Origin of the sequence: Pseudobacteriovorax antillogorgiicola, assembly GCF_900177345.1 — a bacterium.
GTDB lineage: Bacteria > Bdellovibrionota_B > Oligoflexia > Oligoflexales > Oligoflexaceae > Pseudobacteriovorax > Pseudobacteriovorax antillogorgiicola.
On sequence record NZ_FWZT01000025.1, the window covers coordinates 1 to 16,069 of the forward strand.

General features: G+C 45.5%; 14 protein-coding genes. 9 read left to right on the top strand and 5 right to left on the bottom strand.

Annotation, left to right across the window (positions count from 1 at the left end; all coding sequences use genetic code 11):
* Together B9N89_RS25200 and B9N89_RS25205 are read right to left on the bottom strand one after the other, a co-directional pair.
* On the bottom strand, positions 1 to 276 hold a 276-nt coding region (locus B9N89_RS25200; RefSeq protein ID WP_143478267.1), incomplete at its 3' end, for an Rpn family recombination-promoting nuclease/putative transposase.
* Between the two features lie 387 nt (positions 277 to 663).
* Positions 664 to 1,560 (bottom strand): serine/threonine protein kinase, encoded by an 897-nt coding sequence (locus B9N89_RS25205; RefSeq protein WP_132323965.1) that lies wholly within the window; start codon positions 1,558 to 1,560, stop codon positions 664 to 666.
* A gap of 623 nt (positions 1,561 to 2,183) precedes the next feature.
* Here B9N89_RS25205 and B9N89_RS25210 point away from each other — a divergent pair.
* The gene (locus B9N89_RS25210) at positions 2,184 to 2,420 is read left to right on the top strand and encodes a hypothetical protein (RefSeq protein WP_132323967.1); all 237 of its coding nucleotides are present in this window, start codon (positions 2,184 to 2,186) and stop codon (positions 2,418 to 2,420) included.
* A 53-nt stretch (positions 2,421 to 2,473) separates the two neighbouring features.
* On the opposite strand, the gene B9N89_RS25215 is transcribed toward B9N89_RS25210, so the two are convergent.
* Entirely contained in the window at positions 2,474 to 3,064 is a 591-nt protein-coding gene (locus B9N89_RS25215; protein ID WP_159455627.1) for a response regulator, read from the bottom strand.
* 275 nt (positions 3,065 to 3,339) lie between these two features.
* On the opposite strand from B9N89_RS25215, the gene ung reads away from it, so the two are divergent.
* The 4 genes from ung (at position 3,340) to B9N89_RS25235 (ending at position 8,747) form a co-directional block, all read left to right on the top strand.
* Positions 3,340 to 4,032 (top strand): uracil-DNA glycosylase, encoded by a 693-nt coding sequence (ung, locus tag B9N89_RS25220; RefSeq protein ID WP_132323971.1) that lies wholly within the window; start codon positions 3,340 to 3,342, stop codon positions 4,030 to 4,032.
* Between the two features lie 17 nt (positions 4,033 to 4,049).
* A complete protein-coding gene (locus B9N89_RS25225) occupies positions 4,050 to 4,745 on the top strand; it encodes a VC0807 family protein (RefSeq protein ID WP_132323973.1) in 696 nt (231 codons plus the stop codon).
* Between the two features lie 615 nt (positions 4,746 to 5,360).
* Positions 5,361 to 7,736 carry a ribonucleoside-diphosphate reductase subunit alpha gene (locus B9N89_RS25230; RefSeq protein WP_132323975.1) on the top strand — a complete coding sequence of 792 codons (2,376 nt, stop codon included), beginning with the start codon at positions 5,361 to 5,363 and terminating at the stop codon, positions 7,734 to 7,736.
* A 12-nt stretch (positions 7,737 to 7,748) separates the two neighbouring features.
* Positions 7,749 to 8,747, top strand: a complete 999-nt coding sequence (locus tag B9N89_RS25235; protein WP_132323977.1) for a ribonucleotide-diphosphate reductase subunit beta — start codon at positions 7,749 to 7,751, stop codon at positions 8,745 to 8,747.
* A 159-nt stretch (positions 8,748 to 8,906) separates the two neighbouring features.
* On the opposite strand, the gene B9N89_RS25240 is transcribed toward B9N89_RS25235, so the two are convergent.
* A complete protein-coding gene (locus tag B9N89_RS25240; protein ID WP_132323979.1) occupies positions 8,907 to 9,839 on the bottom strand; it encodes a response regulator in 933 nt (310 codons plus the stop codon).
* Positions 9,840 to 9,991: 152 nt separating this feature from the next.
* Entirely contained in the window at positions 9,992 to 11,491 is a 1,500-nt protein-coding gene (gene rfaE2, locus B9N89_RS25245; protein ID WP_132323981.1) for a D-glycero-beta-D-manno-heptose 1-phosphate adenylyltransferase, read from the bottom strand.
* Positions 11,492 to 11,735: 244 nt separating this feature from the next.
* On the opposite strand from rfaE2, the gene B9N89_RS25250 reads away from it, so the two are divergent.
* From B9N89_RS25250 to flgC, 4 genes are read left to right on the top strand one after another with little or no spacing between them, the layout of a single operon-like run.
* A complete protein-coding gene (locus B9N89_RS25250; RefSeq protein WP_159455628.1) occupies positions 11,736 to 14,087 on the top strand; it encodes a tetratricopeptide repeat protein in 2,352 nt (783 codons plus the stop codon).
* 11 nt (positions 14,088 to 14,098) lie between these two features.
* Complete coding sequence (locus B9N89_RS25255; protein ID WP_132323985.1) at positions 14,099 to 15,196, top strand: sigma-54 interaction domain-containing protein; 1,098 nt, start codon at positions 14,099 to 14,101, stop codon at positions 15,194 to 15,196.
* The gene (flgB, locus tag B9N89_RS25260) at positions 15,193 to 15,618 is read left to right on the top strand and encodes a flagellar basal body rod protein FlgB (protein ID WP_132323987.1); all 426 of its coding nucleotides are present in this window, start codon (positions 15,193 to 15,195) and stop codon (positions 15,616 to 15,618) included. Before B9N89_RS25255 ends, flgB begins: the two co-directional genes overlap by 4 nt.
* Positions 15,618 to 16,058 (top strand): flagellar basal body rod protein FlgC, encoded by a 441-nt coding sequence (gene flgC, locus B9N89_RS25265; protein WP_132323989.1) that lies wholly within the window; start codon positions 15,618 to 15,620, stop codon positions 16,056 to 16,058. The genes flgB and flgC overlap by 1 nt, the downstream gene beginning before the upstream one ends.
* The last annotated feature ends 11 nt before the right edge of the window (positions 16,059 to 16,069 follow it).

Genomic DNA, 16,069 nt, shown 5'->3' on the forward strand with positions numbered 1-16,069 from the left:
ATCTACGGAACTTTGGAACTCCAGAAACAAAATGATGTAAAGGTCTTTATCCTGCCACTTCGCCGTCCATATGATATCTGATTCACGCTTTCTCAGCTTTTTGGTTACAAACTTTGGGCTTAAGGTATGCAGACTATCCCAATCGATATCATTTACCCAGGGCTGCTTGACGAAGTTTACCAGCAGGTCTCTCACCATTTTTGGATAGGAAAATAGCTGGGTGTAGGCTGGATCAAAAGGGGTTGGCTGTGAATCGCTATCTTCTTGTTTTGACATACCGTCTCCGCAACTCTTAGGAAAAGACCTAAGTTAATGTTATCAAGGACTAAATGCTAGGTTAAAGACGACATTTTTTGGTGATAATAGTATGCAGAGGCGAATTGGTTTACAAGGAAGTTGCTGTAGGCAGCGACTCCGGTTGGTATGAGAAGTATCAGCGCACTCTGGATGGGGTAATTCGAACCAATAGTGTTCATAAAAAGCTAGGCCACCTAGCAGTAGCTAGATGGCCAGCATAGGGGAGACGACAGACCCGACCAAACGATTTTGGCATGAGAAGAGCGCTCAGCCGGGCCATGACCTTCAGCAAGGGGGATACTGAAGGTCTGTGACTGGGAACTAAAACACCACTAGGAGGGGAGCCTAGAGTGCTGTTAGGCGTTATTAGGCTCGCTGTTTTGGAGACGAGCTACTGATTATTGTTTTATTACGCTTACGAAAATGCCGATCTTTCGACAGAACTAGAAAATCATGAACATCAAGCAGTAAGTGTTCAATACTTTCGTAGCGTTGCTCAGGTTTAAGCGCGAGACAACGGGTTACAATGCGCAATAGGATCGGTGAAATACCACTTTGAATCTCGTTCGGTGGCTTATAGTGACCCAAAAGGATCTTCATACAGATTTCGTGATGATTCTGACCATCAAATGGCAGCTGCCCGGTGAGCATCCGAAACAAAACGACCCCTAAGCTATAGATGTCCGCCTGCTTATCTAGGTTCGCTCCTCGGATCTGCTCTGGAGACATGTAGTTTGGTGAACCAAGAAAATCCCCCACCTGGGTTAGATTTCCTAGATGCACATCGCGAGCTATCCCAAAATCCATCAACTTCACATGACCACTGTGTAAAATCATGATGTTTTCAGGCTTAATATCTCGATGAATGATGTTATTACGATGAACCTCTTTCAGAGCCCCCGCAATATCGTTGAAGATAAGAACTGCTGGGAGCGGGGCCAGATAACCTTTCTGAGACCGATCGATATAGTCGATGAGATCTGAGCCCTCTAGAAGCTCCATGGCGATCCACAAATCTTTTGATTCCTGCCCTGAATAGTCAAGGAACTTCACAATATTGGGATGCTCTACTTGTGAAATGGCTTTGGCTTCAAACTGAAACCGGCCGCGAACTCCTTGGTGCTCACATAGATGTTTGTGAATCTTCTTAATGGCAACGAAGCGATCACATGACTTGTCCCATGCACGAAAAACAACTGCCATTCCCCCCTGACCCAGGGGTTCTATAAGTCGATATCGATTGCCGAGTGTACTTGCTTCCATGCTTTTCCTCGATCTGTGCAGAGCCTAAAACCTAGCTCTTGGCCGCGCTTTACTCGTTCTATAGAGTCTATCGGATACGATCATACTAACTTTAGCACCAGATATACCTAATATTAACATCATCATTATTTTTGTCTTAGGCATTTATTACTCAGTACTTATGCAATCTATGATTAATTTTTGCGTAATATACTGAGACTTTTGCTGCCAAGAGCACTTGGAAATTCACAATGATTTATCAGTAAATGATAGGTAATTGGTAGCTTAGAGGCAGGGCGTAAAACTCTCTTGCGAGCATTAAATTTTGAGTTAAAGATGCTTCTTTGCATTTCAAGATTTTAGCAGAAAGCACATACACTAATGCTGAAACTGTGCAACTCATGTGAAATAAGTTCATTTGAGATTTTCAAAAAAATTTCATAAGGCTCTGATATAAAACAATATAAATCACACTTGCGCAGATTTTGCATCAAAGTTACGCATAAATTATTACTTCTTACACATGCTTTATACGAAAAAGAATACAGATTTATACGGGAAATGAGTTAAAATAGTCTTGAAATTAGTGAGTCACGCGGTCTCACAGTAGGAGCGGGTTTAGCACACATGAGGTGTCACAGCTAATGAGGAATCATACTAAACAGCTTTTGGAACTTAACATCGAGAAGAAGGAAGGAATCCGAACCAGCTTCCACCTGGAAAAGAAGAGGTATAAAAAGTTTCAAAAGCTATGTAAGAAGCGCGGTATCACCCCATCGACGCTCATCGATTCGATGATCCAAGACCTCCTCGAAGAGCTTGGCGAAGATGAGCCTTTTCGGTTTTATGCCACAGGCCCACCCGTAAGGGTATTGAATTAATATGAATTTATCGGTTAGCTGGTTCGGATTTTGACAATGGTTTGAGACTTCTTTTAAGACGCTACAGAACCCAGAAACTTGATGTTTTCTGGGTCATCTAAATGACACTTACCCATCCTCTCCTTCTTATCCAGCTCTTCTTTAACAACAGAAATCGGAACGTGATAGTACTGGATTTGATATAGGATCTCTTGGATGTCGTAGTAGTGCGACTTGAGCAAATTATAGATATAGCCAAGCTCATGATCGGTAGACTCATCCTCATGATCCTCTTTGGCAATCTGTATGGCTAGCTGCATCTTTGCAACCAGTTCTGGAATGTTAACCGGTTTTTCAAGAAGATTTGCAGCCCCGATCTGTAAGGCTTGCTTCGATATCTCGGGAGTCACATCACCGGTGATAAAGATTGTCGGAATATTGATATACTTGCGTCTTAGCTCCTGGGCTAAGTCGAGGCCATTCAGAAAGGGCATTTGGATATCGCTCAGGATGATGTCAAACTTCTTCTGTGACAGTAACTGCTGCGCGGTAAATGCATCCTGCGCTACGTCAGACTCAAAGTACTCGCGAATCCCCTCTTCCATAAGGACGCCAAAATCGTAGCTATCATCGATAATAAGGCAGCGTTTTTTTTCCCGAGTCATAACAATCTCCAACTTGGAAAGAGAGCTGTTTAGGCGCATATTAGAGCGAACAATCTCCTTATCTGTTGGTCTGAAAAAAACTTGAAATAAATGATCTTTCTTTGCTCTTTTCGGGTGTTTATATCTTAGTATTTGGCACTACAAACCACTAAGCAGTGGCGAGAACTGGTGGTTTTTATAAGTATTAGTACCAGCAAATGAAGGTGGGCTACGGAGAGGCCGTAGACAAATGGCCGAGGGCCAGATAGATTTCGGAAGCAAAAAGGAGGACCTGATTGGACATAAATAGTGTAAAGCTCGATGATAGTTGGAAAAAAGTGCTTCGCCCGGAGTTTGAGCAGCCATATATGCAGCAACTGAAAGATTTTTTGGTTTCAGAGATCAAGCAAGGCAAGACAATCTATCCCAAGGGGACAGAGTATTTTATGGCACTCAATCTCACTCCTTTCGAACAAGTAAAAGTTGTTGTGATTGGGCAAGATCCTTATCATGGACCGAATCAAGCTCACGGACTTAGCTTCTCCGTCCGCCCTGGAGTGGCCATCCCACCATCACTTGTTAATATCTACAAGGAGCTTAAACAGGACTTAGGTATTCAGCAACCTAGCCATGGCTACCTAGCATCTTGGGCTGAGCAAGGGGTTCTTTTGCTCAATAGTGTTCTTACCGTCTGCCAAGGCCAAGCCGGATCCCATCAAAAACGTGGCTGGGAGTCCTTTACTGACGCCGTGATTCGCGAACTTAACGATCAACGGGAGCAACTAGCATTTATCCTTTGGGGAGCCTACGCCCAGAAGAAAGGCCGCTTTATAGACAGAGAAAAGCACTTTGTCGTAGAGTCAGTGCATCCATCGCCGCTGTCGGCTCATCGTGGTTTCTTCGGATCAAGACCTTTTTCACAAATCAATCAGTATTTGCTTCGCAACGGTAAGGTTCCAATCGACTGGGAACTGCCAGCTCTATCGTAGACACAGAAAGGAATATTATGTCTGAGAAACAAGAAAACCCATTGCTCAGCCTGCTGCTGAATATTGCTATCCCTTCGATCATTTTGATGAAGTTCACCGGCGAGGAGCATCTTGGCCCCGTTACTGGCCTCGTAATCGCCTTAGCTTTTCCCTTTTGCTACGGGATCTATGACTTCTACGATCGTCGCAAAGTTAATTTTATTTCAATACTCGGATTGATCAGTATTTTGTTGACAGGAGTTTTCACTCTGATAAAGCTTCCCCCCCACTGGATTGCAGTGAAGGAAGCTACGGTGCCAGCTCTCATCGGTTGCGCCATTATCATTTCCTTGCGCACTAAATATCCATTGGTCAAGAAACTTTTGTTCAATGAAAATATTATCAATGTCAACCTCGTGCACGAAAGGCTTGCCAATAAGAATAACGAGACTGCTTTTGAAAAACTACTGGTGCAAACTTCGTATTTGCTTGCCTCGTCGTTTTTTTTATCGGCATTTCTAAATTTTGCACTTGCCAAATACATTTTAGTTAGTGAGCCCGGCTCACAAGCTTTCAATGAGGAGCTTGGACAAATGACTGCCTTAAGCTGGCCAGTGATTGTCATCCCCTCGATGATCGTTATGTTTTTTGCATTGTACAAGCTACTTAACGGTATTAAGAAGCTAACAGGTTTAAGCCTTGAGGAAGTGATGCACGCGCAGCAAAAAAAGTAGCCCTCACTAGGTTCACAGAGCCTCTGTGAACCAGTCTTTTTGAGCCTTGAAAAAAAGGATAAAATTCCTGCAACAATTCAATCAGCCTTCCAGACATCGGCCTTTATTTCACTGTGGATTTTTGCAATGCAACGCTTTTGATGTATGCTTGTGGATGAAATTTTTTCGCAGCTTTTTTTGCTGCTCCCAAGTCCCGAACACCCTTGAACTTTCCCTAACTTTTACACAGGTTATTCACAGGTTAACCCCATATTTAGCGGTTGACACCCTTAACTCACACTATATATGCTAATTTTCGTCGGCTTAATTTTTTCTTTGTAGAGCGACGAACTTTGGATGCACAGCAGATTTTTCCTGTTGTGGAGTGACACTTAATTTGCGACCCTGCTGTTTGTTTTAGGACGTTGAGAATGAACCATGACTTTGACTTCTGGATCATGTACTTGAGAACAAAGAATAGACAGGCGAAGACTTTCCAAGCTCTTAACCCTTAACGACACACTAGACTGAACTTGACGATTGATGCGCTCCCTAAAAAAGGGGCGACACGGATTTTTTTACCTCTATTTTCTTAATCCCTTTGGATTAAATGTGAACCATATGCGAGGATAGCTGATGAGTCTCCTAACCAACCATTCCCCTTCTTTCGATTCAGATTCAAGCATCAACAAGCCAGGCGAGGCTGAGATCTATCTCACCAAACGTGATGGCCAAAAGGAGCTTCTTGATATCGAGCGTTTGCTCGCAGCGATCCAAGCTCATTGTTATGGTTTGGATCATGTTGATGCAAAGATGATCGCAGAGAAGGTGTCGCGGGGCTTATACAATGGAGTCTCTACGGTTGAAATCGATAACTTGCTGATTCAAAGCTCAGCAATGTTTATTGCTGACGAGCCTCAGTACTCAAAACTAGCCGCTCGCTTGCTGAATACTCTAGTACGTGACGAGGTTAAGAAGCACGGTATCAATAGCTTTAGCGACTCTATAGCCTATGGCCATCAGGTCGGGATTCTTTCTGACTCCGTCTTAAGCTTTGTTGAACAGCATGGCGATGTCTTGAACCAAGCCATCCAAAGCTCACAATCAGACCTATTCGAATATTTCGGCTTACGCACCGTTTACGATCGCTATTTACTGAAAGACCCAGAAAAGCGCACTGTCTTCGAGACTCCACAGTACTTCTTTATGAGAGTGGCCTGCGGCTTATCGAAACAGCCTGAAGAAGCCATTGAGTTTTACCAGCTAATTTCCTCATTTGAGTATATGCCGAGCACTCCGACATTATTCAACTCGGCAACCCAGCGCTCGCAGATGTCATCTTGCTACTTGCTGGATTCTCCCGAAGACAGTTTGGAGTCGATTTATGACAAGTATAAGGACGTCGCGTTGCTTTCAAAGTTCGCCGGTGGGATTGGCCTGGCTTATCACCGGGTCCGCTCGCAAGGCTCCTTGATCCGTGGCACCAATGGTCGTTCCAACGGCATTATTCCTTTCCTTAAGACCCTGGATTCATCAGTTTCAGCAGTCAATCAAGGCGGAAAACGAAAAGGCGCTGCTTGTATCTACCTTGAATCCTGGCATGCCGATATCCTAGACTTTTTACAGCTTCGTGAAAACACTGGTGATGAGTCGCGACGCACTCACAACCTGAATATTGCTAACTGGATTCCTGACCTTTTCATGAAGAGGGTTGAAAACGATGAGCTATGGTCTCTATTCGACCCGTCCATTGTTCCCCATTTTACAGATCTCTATGGCGACGAGTTTGACCAGGCTTATCGAGAAGCAGAGAATCAAGGCCTTGCCAAAAAGCAGATTAAAGCTCGCGAGCTTTACGCATCTATGATGAAGTGTCTCGCCCAAACCGGTAATGGTTGGATGACCTTTAAGGATTCTTCTAATCTCAAGTGTAACCAAGTCGGTTCCAATAAAGATAATGTGGTTCACTTGTCGAATCTTTGTACAGAAATCATCGAGGTGACCTCTAACAAGGAAACAGCAGTCTGTAATCTAGGCTCTATCAACCTCTCCCGCTATGTTGAAAACGGCGACATCAACTACAAGCAGCTGGCAGAAAATGTCCGTTTAGCACTTAAGTACTTGGACCGGGTAATCGATATCAACTTCTACCCCATCCACCAGGCCGAAGATTCGAACAATCGCTGGCGTCCTGTTGGACTTGGCTTGATGGGTCTCCAAGATGCCTTCTTCAAATTGGATATCCCCTTTGACTCTCCAAGAGCTCGAGAGGTTTCTCGCAAGGTTCAAGAAGAGATCTACTATAATGCCTTAAAAGCATCTTGTGAGCTTGCTGCTGAACTTGGCCCTCATAGCTCTTTCGCTGAAACCCGAGCTGCCAAAGGGGACCTTCAGTTTGATCTTTGGGGCGTTAGCCCTAGCCAACCTGAAAGGTGGGAAAGTCTACGATCCGAGATCAAAAAGCACGGCCTCCGTAATTCTTTGATGATTGCCATCGCTCCAACAGCAACTATCGCTTCCATTTGTGGATCTTATGAGTGCATCGAGCCACAGTTGTCCAACTTGTTCAAACGGGAAACCCTATCGGGCGAGTTTCTTCAAGTGAACACCTATCTTGTTGCCAAGCTTAAAGAGCTCGGCATTTGGAACGAGTCGGTCAAGCAACAGATCAAACTTGCGGAAGGTTCCATTCAAGGTATCGAAGGCATTCCTCAAGAAGTTAAAGATGTTTTCCGTACGGCTTGGGAAGTTCCCATGCGATCCTTGATCGATATGGCGGCTGATCGTGGTGCCTTTATTGACCAGAGTCAATCGCTGAACTTGTTTATAGAAAGTCCAACTATCGGCAAGCTATCTTCCATGTATAACTATACTTGGAAGAAGGGATTGAAGACCAGCTACTACTTGCGCTCTCGGGCTGCTACAAAAATCAATAAAACCACCATAGCGAGCAGTGCCTCAGCTGTAGCATGCTCTTTAGAAAACCCAGAAACCTGTGAAGCTTGTCAGTAAAGGAAAGATCGAATGCTATTAGACCCTGGTTTAGACCTAACTCTCAGACCCATGAAATACCCGACCTTCTACGAAATGTATAAGGACGGTATCAAAAACACTTGGACTGTGGACGAAGTCGATTTCTCAACTGATTTGATCGATCTTCGCGAGAAGCTTTCACCTTCCGAGCAGCACTTGATCAAGCGACTCGTTGCATTCTTTGCGACGGGCGATTCAATCGTTGCAAACAATCTGGTGTTGAATCTGTACAAGCATATTAACTCTCCCGAAGGCCGCATGTACTTATCGCGGCAACTCTATGAAGAGGCGCTGCACGTTCAATTCTATCTAACTCTTTTGGACACCTATCTACCAAACGAGAAGGATCGTGAGGAAGCATTCGCAGCTATTGAAAATATCCCTTCCATCAAAGCAAAGGCTGAGTTTTGCTTCAAATGGATCGATTCGATTAATAAGATCGACACCCTTGAAACCAAAGACCATCGCAGGCAGTTTCTGCTTAACCTGATCTGCTTTGCAACCTGTATCGAGGGCTTGTTTTTCTTCGCAGCCTTTGCCTACGTTTACTTTCTACGCTCAAAAGGCCTACTCCACGGCTTAGCCTCTGGAACCAACTGGGTTTTCCGCGACGAAAGCTGCCACATGAACTTCGCGTTCGAAGTCATAAACACGGTGAAGAGCGAAGAGCCAGACCTCTTCGACGAAGATATGAAAAAGTCGATTTATAAGATGATCGACGAAGCAGTAGAATGCGAGATGGTGTTTGCAAATGATGTTCTCCAACTAGGTGTCGCTGGTTTGTCGACCCAAGACATGAGGCAATATCTACAATACGTTGCAAACCAAAGGCTGGTTGCACTTGGCTTAAGCCCTGTCTACCAAGCCTCAAATCCTTTCGGGTTTATGGAACTTCAGGATGTTCAGGAACTAACAAACTTCTTCGAGCGGCGAGTCGCAGCTTATCAAAAAGGCGTTACCGGAGAGGTTAGCTTTAACGAAGAGTTTTAGCAGAGAGCATAGAGTTTGGATCACCTAGATCCAAGCTCTACTAGTCAAGTTGAATTCTCGGCTAGGCGACAAGGAGCGAGCGAGGAGACAGTACGTGCTGGGTACGGTGACGAGCGAGTGACAAAGTCAACAACGCCGAGGCTTTAAATCGACTAGGCGCTAGGCTACTTTAGAACTGTCATAAACAAAGATATCTGAAGTATCCTGTTTGCCATGGAGATGCAAGTGCTGAGGATCCCCCAAAGCGAATTCCACCCGACAATTTCCCCTTCCAATACTATACAGAATGGCAATCTTAGGACTGCTGACACAAGCTGGTATCTTATGATCTTGAGCTAAGATGAATGGAATACCTAGCATAACATCCATTCCACTGCTGGTGACGTGATCCTTGACGAAACCTCCCAACTGATTTGCAAGTTCACCCACTAGGTCTACAAACTGCACGACATCCACTTCACTTGCTTCGATCCCAAAAAGCTGACTGGCTAAATCTTGGACAAAACTCTGGTCACATGAAATCGATAAAACACCAAAGAAGTCCGGCCCAAAAAAGTTCACAACTCCTGTCACAGCACCAAAGGGCTCGGCTTTCCTCCTCAGGTACGGCTCCTGAACCTCTGGCTCCAGTCCGAAGTAGAAGTTGAGTAGCTTGCTGCCACTCTGTTTGAACAAATCTATATATTTGGGATTGTAGGCAATAGCTTGCTTCCGACTAGGATAGATCGAAGACTCGATTTTACGCTTCAATTCCCCCGGATCCACTGGCTTTGACATGGCTTCCACCAGCTTCATCGCTTCCAACTTAGGTAACACATCTTGCTTTAAGTTACTGGATACCACAATGATAGGACAATGCCTATTTAAGTCAGTGGCTTTGATGCAAGCGATCAACTGAACACCGTGAAGATGAGGCATATTTAAATCAGTGACGATGGCATCAAAGGCTGTATTTTGAACCAGTTCGAATGCCTGCAAACCATTGTCGGCAGTCACGACTGTCATACGATCTGAAGAAAAAATACTACGATAGCAAGCTATTACGTCTGGCTCATCATCAACGATGAGAATCTTCTTTGCTTTGACACCCACCCTATAGCCTCCTAACACTATGGAGAAAACCACTGCGATTGATATAGGGTAGGTTTCGGAAGGCGGACTGGAGGATTTACTAATTATCCCCAGCCCTGCCTAGAAAAAGAGATATACTTCTATAATTACTTAAGAAAAATCTTTTCTTTTGATCAGTTCTGAGGACTGATGCTCACACCTTCGCCAGCCTTAACCCGCCGCACAATATCTGAAGTGGATAATCCGTCAACGAAGGCGATTCTTTCCACCTTACCACCTGCTGCGGTAACGGTGTCGGCCCCGACAATTTCATGAAGCTCGTAATCAGCGCCCTTTACCAAGACATCGGGCATCAAGTCTTGAATCAGCTGTGCCGGCGTTTCCTCGTCGAAACTAACTACATAGTCGACACACTCCAACGCGGCCAACAATGCCAGCCGCTGCTCACAGGGAATGATAGGTCGGCTCTCACCTTTGAGCTGCCGCACGGATTGGTCAGAGTTAACACCGATAACCAGCCCATGCCCCAAGGATCTCGCCTCCTCAAGATAAGCAATGTGACCAGCGTGCAAGAGGTCAAAGCAACCATTCGTGAATACGATTTTTCGCCCCTGGTCTTGTATGTTCAATATTTCATTCTTAAGGCTAGCACGATCCATAATTTTGCGCCCCGTCGCGTGCCAGCCAAAATCATGGCGAGTCGTTTCATCTAATGCTGCTAAGAGGTCTGATTTTGTGATCGGTTGCGTTCCCCACTTCTCAACCACACAACCGGCAGCAAGATTTGCCAATCTCATAGCTTCTGGAAAACCTGTCTGGCTTCCCATGGCTAACGCCATGATCGAAACAACTGTATCCCCTGCTCCTGAAACGTCGAATACTTCTCTCTTTACTGCCGCCAAATGATGAACCACACCATCAGCTGTGAGCCCTAACATACCTTTGGCTCCTAGGGTGACCAATATATTCTTGAGGTCGAAGCGTTCCTTAAGCTTTGACGCCAGCATTTCTGGGTCCCAGTTTTGGTTGCTGTCAAGACCCAGAGCCTCGCAGGCTTCTTTGTAATTTGGTGTGATAAGATCAGCACCTGCATAACCTGAATAATCTTTGCCTTTGGGATCGACGACGACAGGCACCCCTTGCTCTCGGGCATAGCTGATCAGCTGCTTCAAAAACTCTGGAGGCAATGATCCTTTGCCATAGTCACTCACAAGAAGCGCGTCGCACGAAAGCTCTTTCACGCGACTCAGCAATCGCTCCTGCAAGTCCTGGCTGATAGGCCTGACTTCTTCCCAATCAATCCGTACCAGCTGCTGATGGTTTGCTGTGATTCGAGTTTTACGCACAGTAGGGCGATCGAGGTCCGTTTCAATATTTTTGATGTCGACGTCATCAGCTTTTAATATCTGCTTGAGCTGGTCAGCTGCTCCATCATTGCCACAAACGCCAGCAATCGAGCAATAGCCACCCACTAGCTGAATGTTGCGAGCCACGTTCGCTGCTCCACCTGCTGTCGCGGTGCTGCTCTGAACAAGGTGCACTGGTACAGGAGCCTCAGGGGATATTCGATTTACCGATCCGTCCAAATACTCGTCTAAAATCAGATCGCCTACGACGACCACTCTTGCTGAGGTTTTTTCCCATGGCAGACGCCCGTGACTTTGCTCCAACATCAACACTTCCTTATATGATCAAGACCTTCCTTCTTCTCTCACAATAGCAATGATTTCAAGTCAAAGATATGACGGCGAGCCCTCTTTCGTCACAAGTTTGACCCAGATCTGCGACATCATTTTGGCGTGATGTGGATTTGCCTCAGAATTTCAACTCATTAACCATGGCATAGCTCTTGCTTAGTCAAATTTGCCGACTATTACAAATTCCAGAGTGAGCAAAAGAATGACGGTGGTAGTCAACATGAAACGCTTTATCCTACTAGGCTTCTGGCTAACATGCCAGCTTGCACTAGGACAAAGGTATAGCCAAATCGTAATCCCGTTTCCTAATGAAAGGGCTTACGACTACCACTTCAATCAGCGTGACAATGCCATCATAATCGAACTCAAAAACACTCAACCTGAAGACTTAGACCCACTGTACAATTACGACGACCGATTGATTCGTCGCCTCATCGTTAAAGAGATGTCTGGCAAAGATACCCAGATCAAACTGGTTCTCAGAGACCAATCCATCAAAGCTGCTATCTATGCCTTCAAAGAACCCCATCGATTAGTGATCGATCTCTATGATAACAGGTTTCAAGAGGCGCGCGATCCAAAGACCGGCCTACCATTTGTTGATAATGGGCCACCAACGGCAGGAACTTCACCATACCCAAGCTCGGCGCCCGAAGAACGATTGGCTCGGGAGCCCCCTAGCCGTAGTCGCAAACAAATGTTTGTCCGTATGAAGCGTGACGCTCAGCAGGAACCTGCAGAAGATGACTCAAGCAGCTCTGGAAGGAAGCGGCGACTACTTCAACCTAAACCCAAAGACATTCAAAACCCTCAGCAACTGGTCCTAGCTCTTGAAAAAACCAATCCCGGAATCGGCTCCGCATGGAAAAACTATCCTGTCTACATGTATCGCACTCAAACTAGCGCTAGTAGAACTGGCAAAAACTATCGATCTTGGCTTCAAAAAAATGCTGGCCGAGCCATGGACTCCGGTGAGGCGATGGCTGACTATGCAAGCCAACTTTTCGACTTTGGACACGAACTCAAAGCACTTATTGCCTATCAGAAAGTTCTCCATGAAAGCCCTCTCGTATTTGATAAGGACTCCAAGCACCTTTGGAATCTCGCAGAAATACACTTTGGGCAGCGTAACTTAACCCTTGCTGATGGCTACTACCAGAGCGTGATCGATAAACATCCAGATAGCCCGCTAGCTCAATTTGCAGCTATGAGAAAGCTTGATGTACGGGCCTTGAAGGCGGCTGACCGATCCCAGTGGGACATATTTCCAAAACTCTATGCCCAGCTCGATACGATTCAAACCCAGGCTCTCCCAGAATTGCGATCCCTCGTTGCCATACGCAAGGCCTATTGGGGCCAAGACCCTGCAGCAATCCCTAGTATTGTCGATGATAAGCATAAACTTCCCACGCCTGATGCGGTGGCATTAAACCAACTAGAGTCCACACAATCCGTTGCCGAAAATCCGAAAACGGTCTTCCTGATTTCCTCCATTTTGTTAAACGACAAGCTCCGCAACTTACAATGGAATCAAACAACTGCCAACTTCGCTGGAAAATATTTCAAACGTTTTCAAGGCAAAGCGACGGAACCATTTCGATCCAATCTACTTGCACAAACAAAGAAGAATATTAGTCACAACATCCTAAAAAGCGCCGATACCAATGAAAGCTTACGAGCCATCAATATGCTCGAAAACTTACCCAAGTCACTAGGGTCTGCAACCGACTCTCGGGATCTAGCTTGGGCTATTGGTGAATCCTACCGGAAAATTCAACAGCCCCAGAAGGCTGTTCCTTACTATGAACAAGCCAAAGCCCTCAGCACAGATAAAATACAAGAGTTTCAGGCTCAGATGTACTTGATTCAAGTTCTCAAACGAAGCCTCGATATTGAAATCGCAAAAAACAATACTGCTAAGATGAATAGCCTACGCAAGAAACTTCAGGGTGAAGATGCCAAGCTTGCCCAAACATGGGATCGCTTGGAAGGTGGGGACAAGTTAGCCATGACCGTTCAGTTCAAAGAACACCTCGAAGCTAACTTAAGTGACAGTCAATCCACCAAAACTCACAACAAAATTCATCTTTGGTCTTGGACGAAGGCTATCACTCCAAGCAAACAGGATATCGTCGATAACGACACTTGGAAGTCTAGCTACCAGGCAAATGCAGAAGCAATTTTTACTCTGAGCCAACTATCTAAGGAGTTTCTCCAAGATGGCGACACGCTCAATCATCGTAAAGCGAAATCCCTTCTCCGTAACATTGATCCAGGCACTCTACAAGACCAGAAAGCTGAGAAGCTCTGGGCCCAAGAACTGACGGAACTAGCTGAAATTCACAGAGAGAATAACGAATACCTGGATGCTGGTCGGATCTATGCATTGACAGGAAACAAAAGCAAAAATTGGGAAAAGCGCGCCGAAGCTCTCTATAAGGGAGGGCTTCTTTTATATAGGTCAGGAAGACGAGAGGAAGCACTTCAAGCGTTCGAACAAGCCGCTAATGATGGCAACAATCTGCTCTATGCCGAGTTAGCAAAGAAACGCCTTGAACAACTTAAAGAATAGGGAGTATTCTAATGAATCGTGTTGATCCAGGAAACAACGCCATTGCCCACCCTCCTTCGGGAGACCAGAAACCAAGCTCGGATGAGTACTTGGCCTACGTTAAAAGCAAGCAACAAGAGAAGAAAAGCCGACCTAGCACGGAGTTTATTTTCGCCGACGAAAAAATGATGAAGATCCGTGAGGTCATTCATCAGATTGCCAATGCAAACGTGCCTGTTCTCATATCTGGGGAATCAGGCACTGGTAAGGAAATCGTTGCACGCATGATTCATGCTTGCTCCAAGCGCAAGGAGCAGTCTTTCGTAGCTGTCAACTGTGCGGCTCTACCTCCGACCCTTCTTGAAAGTGAGCTTTTTGGCTTTGAAAAAGGCTCGTTCACCGGGGCTAATCAGCAACACCAAGGTAAGTTTGAGCAAGCTACTGGCGGCACTTTGCTTCTAGATGAAGTCACTGAAACGGACCAAAATCTACAGGCAAAATTACTAAGAGCCTTACAAGAGTCTGAAATCGAGCGAATTGGTGGCAGTGGGCCGATCAAGATAGATACTCGCATCATAGCTACGACGAACCGTGACATCGCTAAAACTGTCACTGAAGGACGTTTCCGACAAGATCTGTTCTATCGCCTGTACGTAATTCATTTGGAAATCCCACCTTTGCGGGAACGAAAGAAGGATATCGAAGTGCTAACTCGTCACTTCCTAAAATCGTTCAGTGTTCAATTCAAGGGACAGGCAGCTTCAATCACGGCTGATGCTATGCAAAAGCTAGTCAAGTACCCTTGGCCAGGCAACGTTCGCGAGCTACAGAATGTGATTCAGCGAGCGGTTCTTATGAGCAATAGCAACACCATCACCGCTGATGAATTCGTCCTAGAGCCGAAAAAAGCCGACAATAATCTCGAATGGGTCAAACACCTTCCTATTGGAAGAAAAATGCGGGAAGTGGAAACCCAATTCATTATCGAAACTCTAAAAAATCACAACGGCAATCGAACTCATTCCGCAAAAACTCTTGGGATCAGCTTGCGAACGCTTCGCAATAAGATCAATGAGTTCACCATCGAAGGCTACGAAGTTCCTCAACCAACTTCAGGAAAGCCCCTATGAGTCAGTTAGCAGGAGTTTTTAACTTTTCAGACGCCATTAAAATGGAGGCCCTGAATCAGAGGCTAACTCGGCAGCATGTGCTGACAAGCAACATTGCCAACAGCGAAACCCCTGGTTATCGGGCTCTGGGATTTGATTTTGAAAAGCAACTGCAAGCTATTGCTGATGGGGGTGACCCCTTCCCCATGAAGGCAAGTAGCTCAAAGCACTTTATGAATGGTCATACTGAAGCTGACGGCACGATCTATCCTGATGTCTTTGTTCGTCCCACCGAAAGTGTCGGTCAAGACGGGAACACTGTGGACATTGATGATGAGATGTCGAAGCTATCTAAGAACCAGATTCTCTATCGTGCAACAGTAGAACTTGTCAATCGCAAGATTGGAACACTGAAATATGCAATCAGTGCAGGAGGACGTTAATGAGTTTTTTTAAAGCGATGAATATCAGTTCGGCCGGTTTATCTGCCCAAAGGCTTCGGATGAACATCTTAAGTGCCAATCTCGCCAATGCCAACACCACACGCACCCCAGAAGGAGGACCCTATAAGCGTCAAGACGCTGTCTTCTCAGCGACTCCCGTCAGTGATACGCCATTTGCTGATTTTCTTGATGAAGACTGGGGTACTCAACTCAAGAAAGTCAAAGTTGTTGATATTCATGAAGACACAAAATCCCCGAGAAAGGTTCACGACCCGAGTCATCCCGATGCCGATGCTGACGGCTTCGTCGAAATGCCCAATATCCAGGTTATGTCCGAAATGGTGAATATGATTACTGCGACCCGATCTTTCGAGTCCAATACCACAGCTATGAACGCAGCGAAAACTATGGCTACTAAAGCCCTAGAGATCGGTCGCTAGGAGATCTCACA

What these genes read in the sequence shown, in the direction of transcription:
- B9N89_RS25205 (WP_132323965.1), bottom strand. Translation starts at nt 1,560, where the DNA reads ATGGAAGCAAGTACACTCGGCAATCGATATCGACTTATAGAACCCCTG.
- B9N89_RS25210 (WP_132323967.1), top strand. Translation starts at nt 2,184, where the DNA reads ATGAGGAATCATACTAAACAGCTTTTGGAACTTAACATCGAGAAGAAG.
- B9N89_RS25215 (WP_159455627.1), bottom strand. Translation starts at nt 3,064, where the DNA reads ATGACTCGGGAAAAAAAACGCTGCCTTATTATCGATGATAGCTACGAT.
- B9N89_RS25225 (WP_132323973.1), top strand. Translation starts at nt 4,050, where the DNA reads ATGTCTGAGAAACAAGAAAACCCATTGCTCAGCCTGCTGCTGAATATT.
- B9N89_RS25230 (WP_132323975.1), top strand. Translation starts at nt 5,361, where the DNA reads ATGAGTCTCCTAACCAACCATTCCCCTTCTTTCGATTCAGATTCAAGC.
- B9N89_RS25235 (WP_132323977.1), top strand. Translation starts at nt 7,749, where the DNA reads ATGCTATTAGACCCTGGTTTAGACCTAACTCTCAGACCCATGAAATAC.
- rfaE2 (WP_132323981.1), bottom strand. Translation starts at nt 11,491, where the DNA reads ATGTTGGAGCAAAGTCACGGGCGTCTGCCATGGGAAAAAACCTCAGCA.
- B9N89_RS25250 (WP_159455628.1), top strand. Translation starts at nt 11,736, where the DNA reads ATGAAACGCTTTATCCTACTAGGCTTCTGGCTAACATGCCAGCTTGCA.
- B9N89_RS25255 (WP_132323985.1), top strand. Translation starts at nt 14,099, where the DNA reads ATGAATCGTGTTGATCCAGGAAACAACGCCATTGCCCACCCTCCTTCG.
- flgB (WP_132323987.1), top strand. Translation starts at nt 15,193, where the DNA reads ATGAGTCAGTTAGCAGGAGTTTTTAACTTTTCAGACGCCATTAAAATG.
- flgC (WP_132323989.1), top strand. Translation starts at nt 15,618, where the DNA reads ATGAGTTTTTTTAAAGCGATGAATATCAGTTCGGCCGGTTTATCTGCC.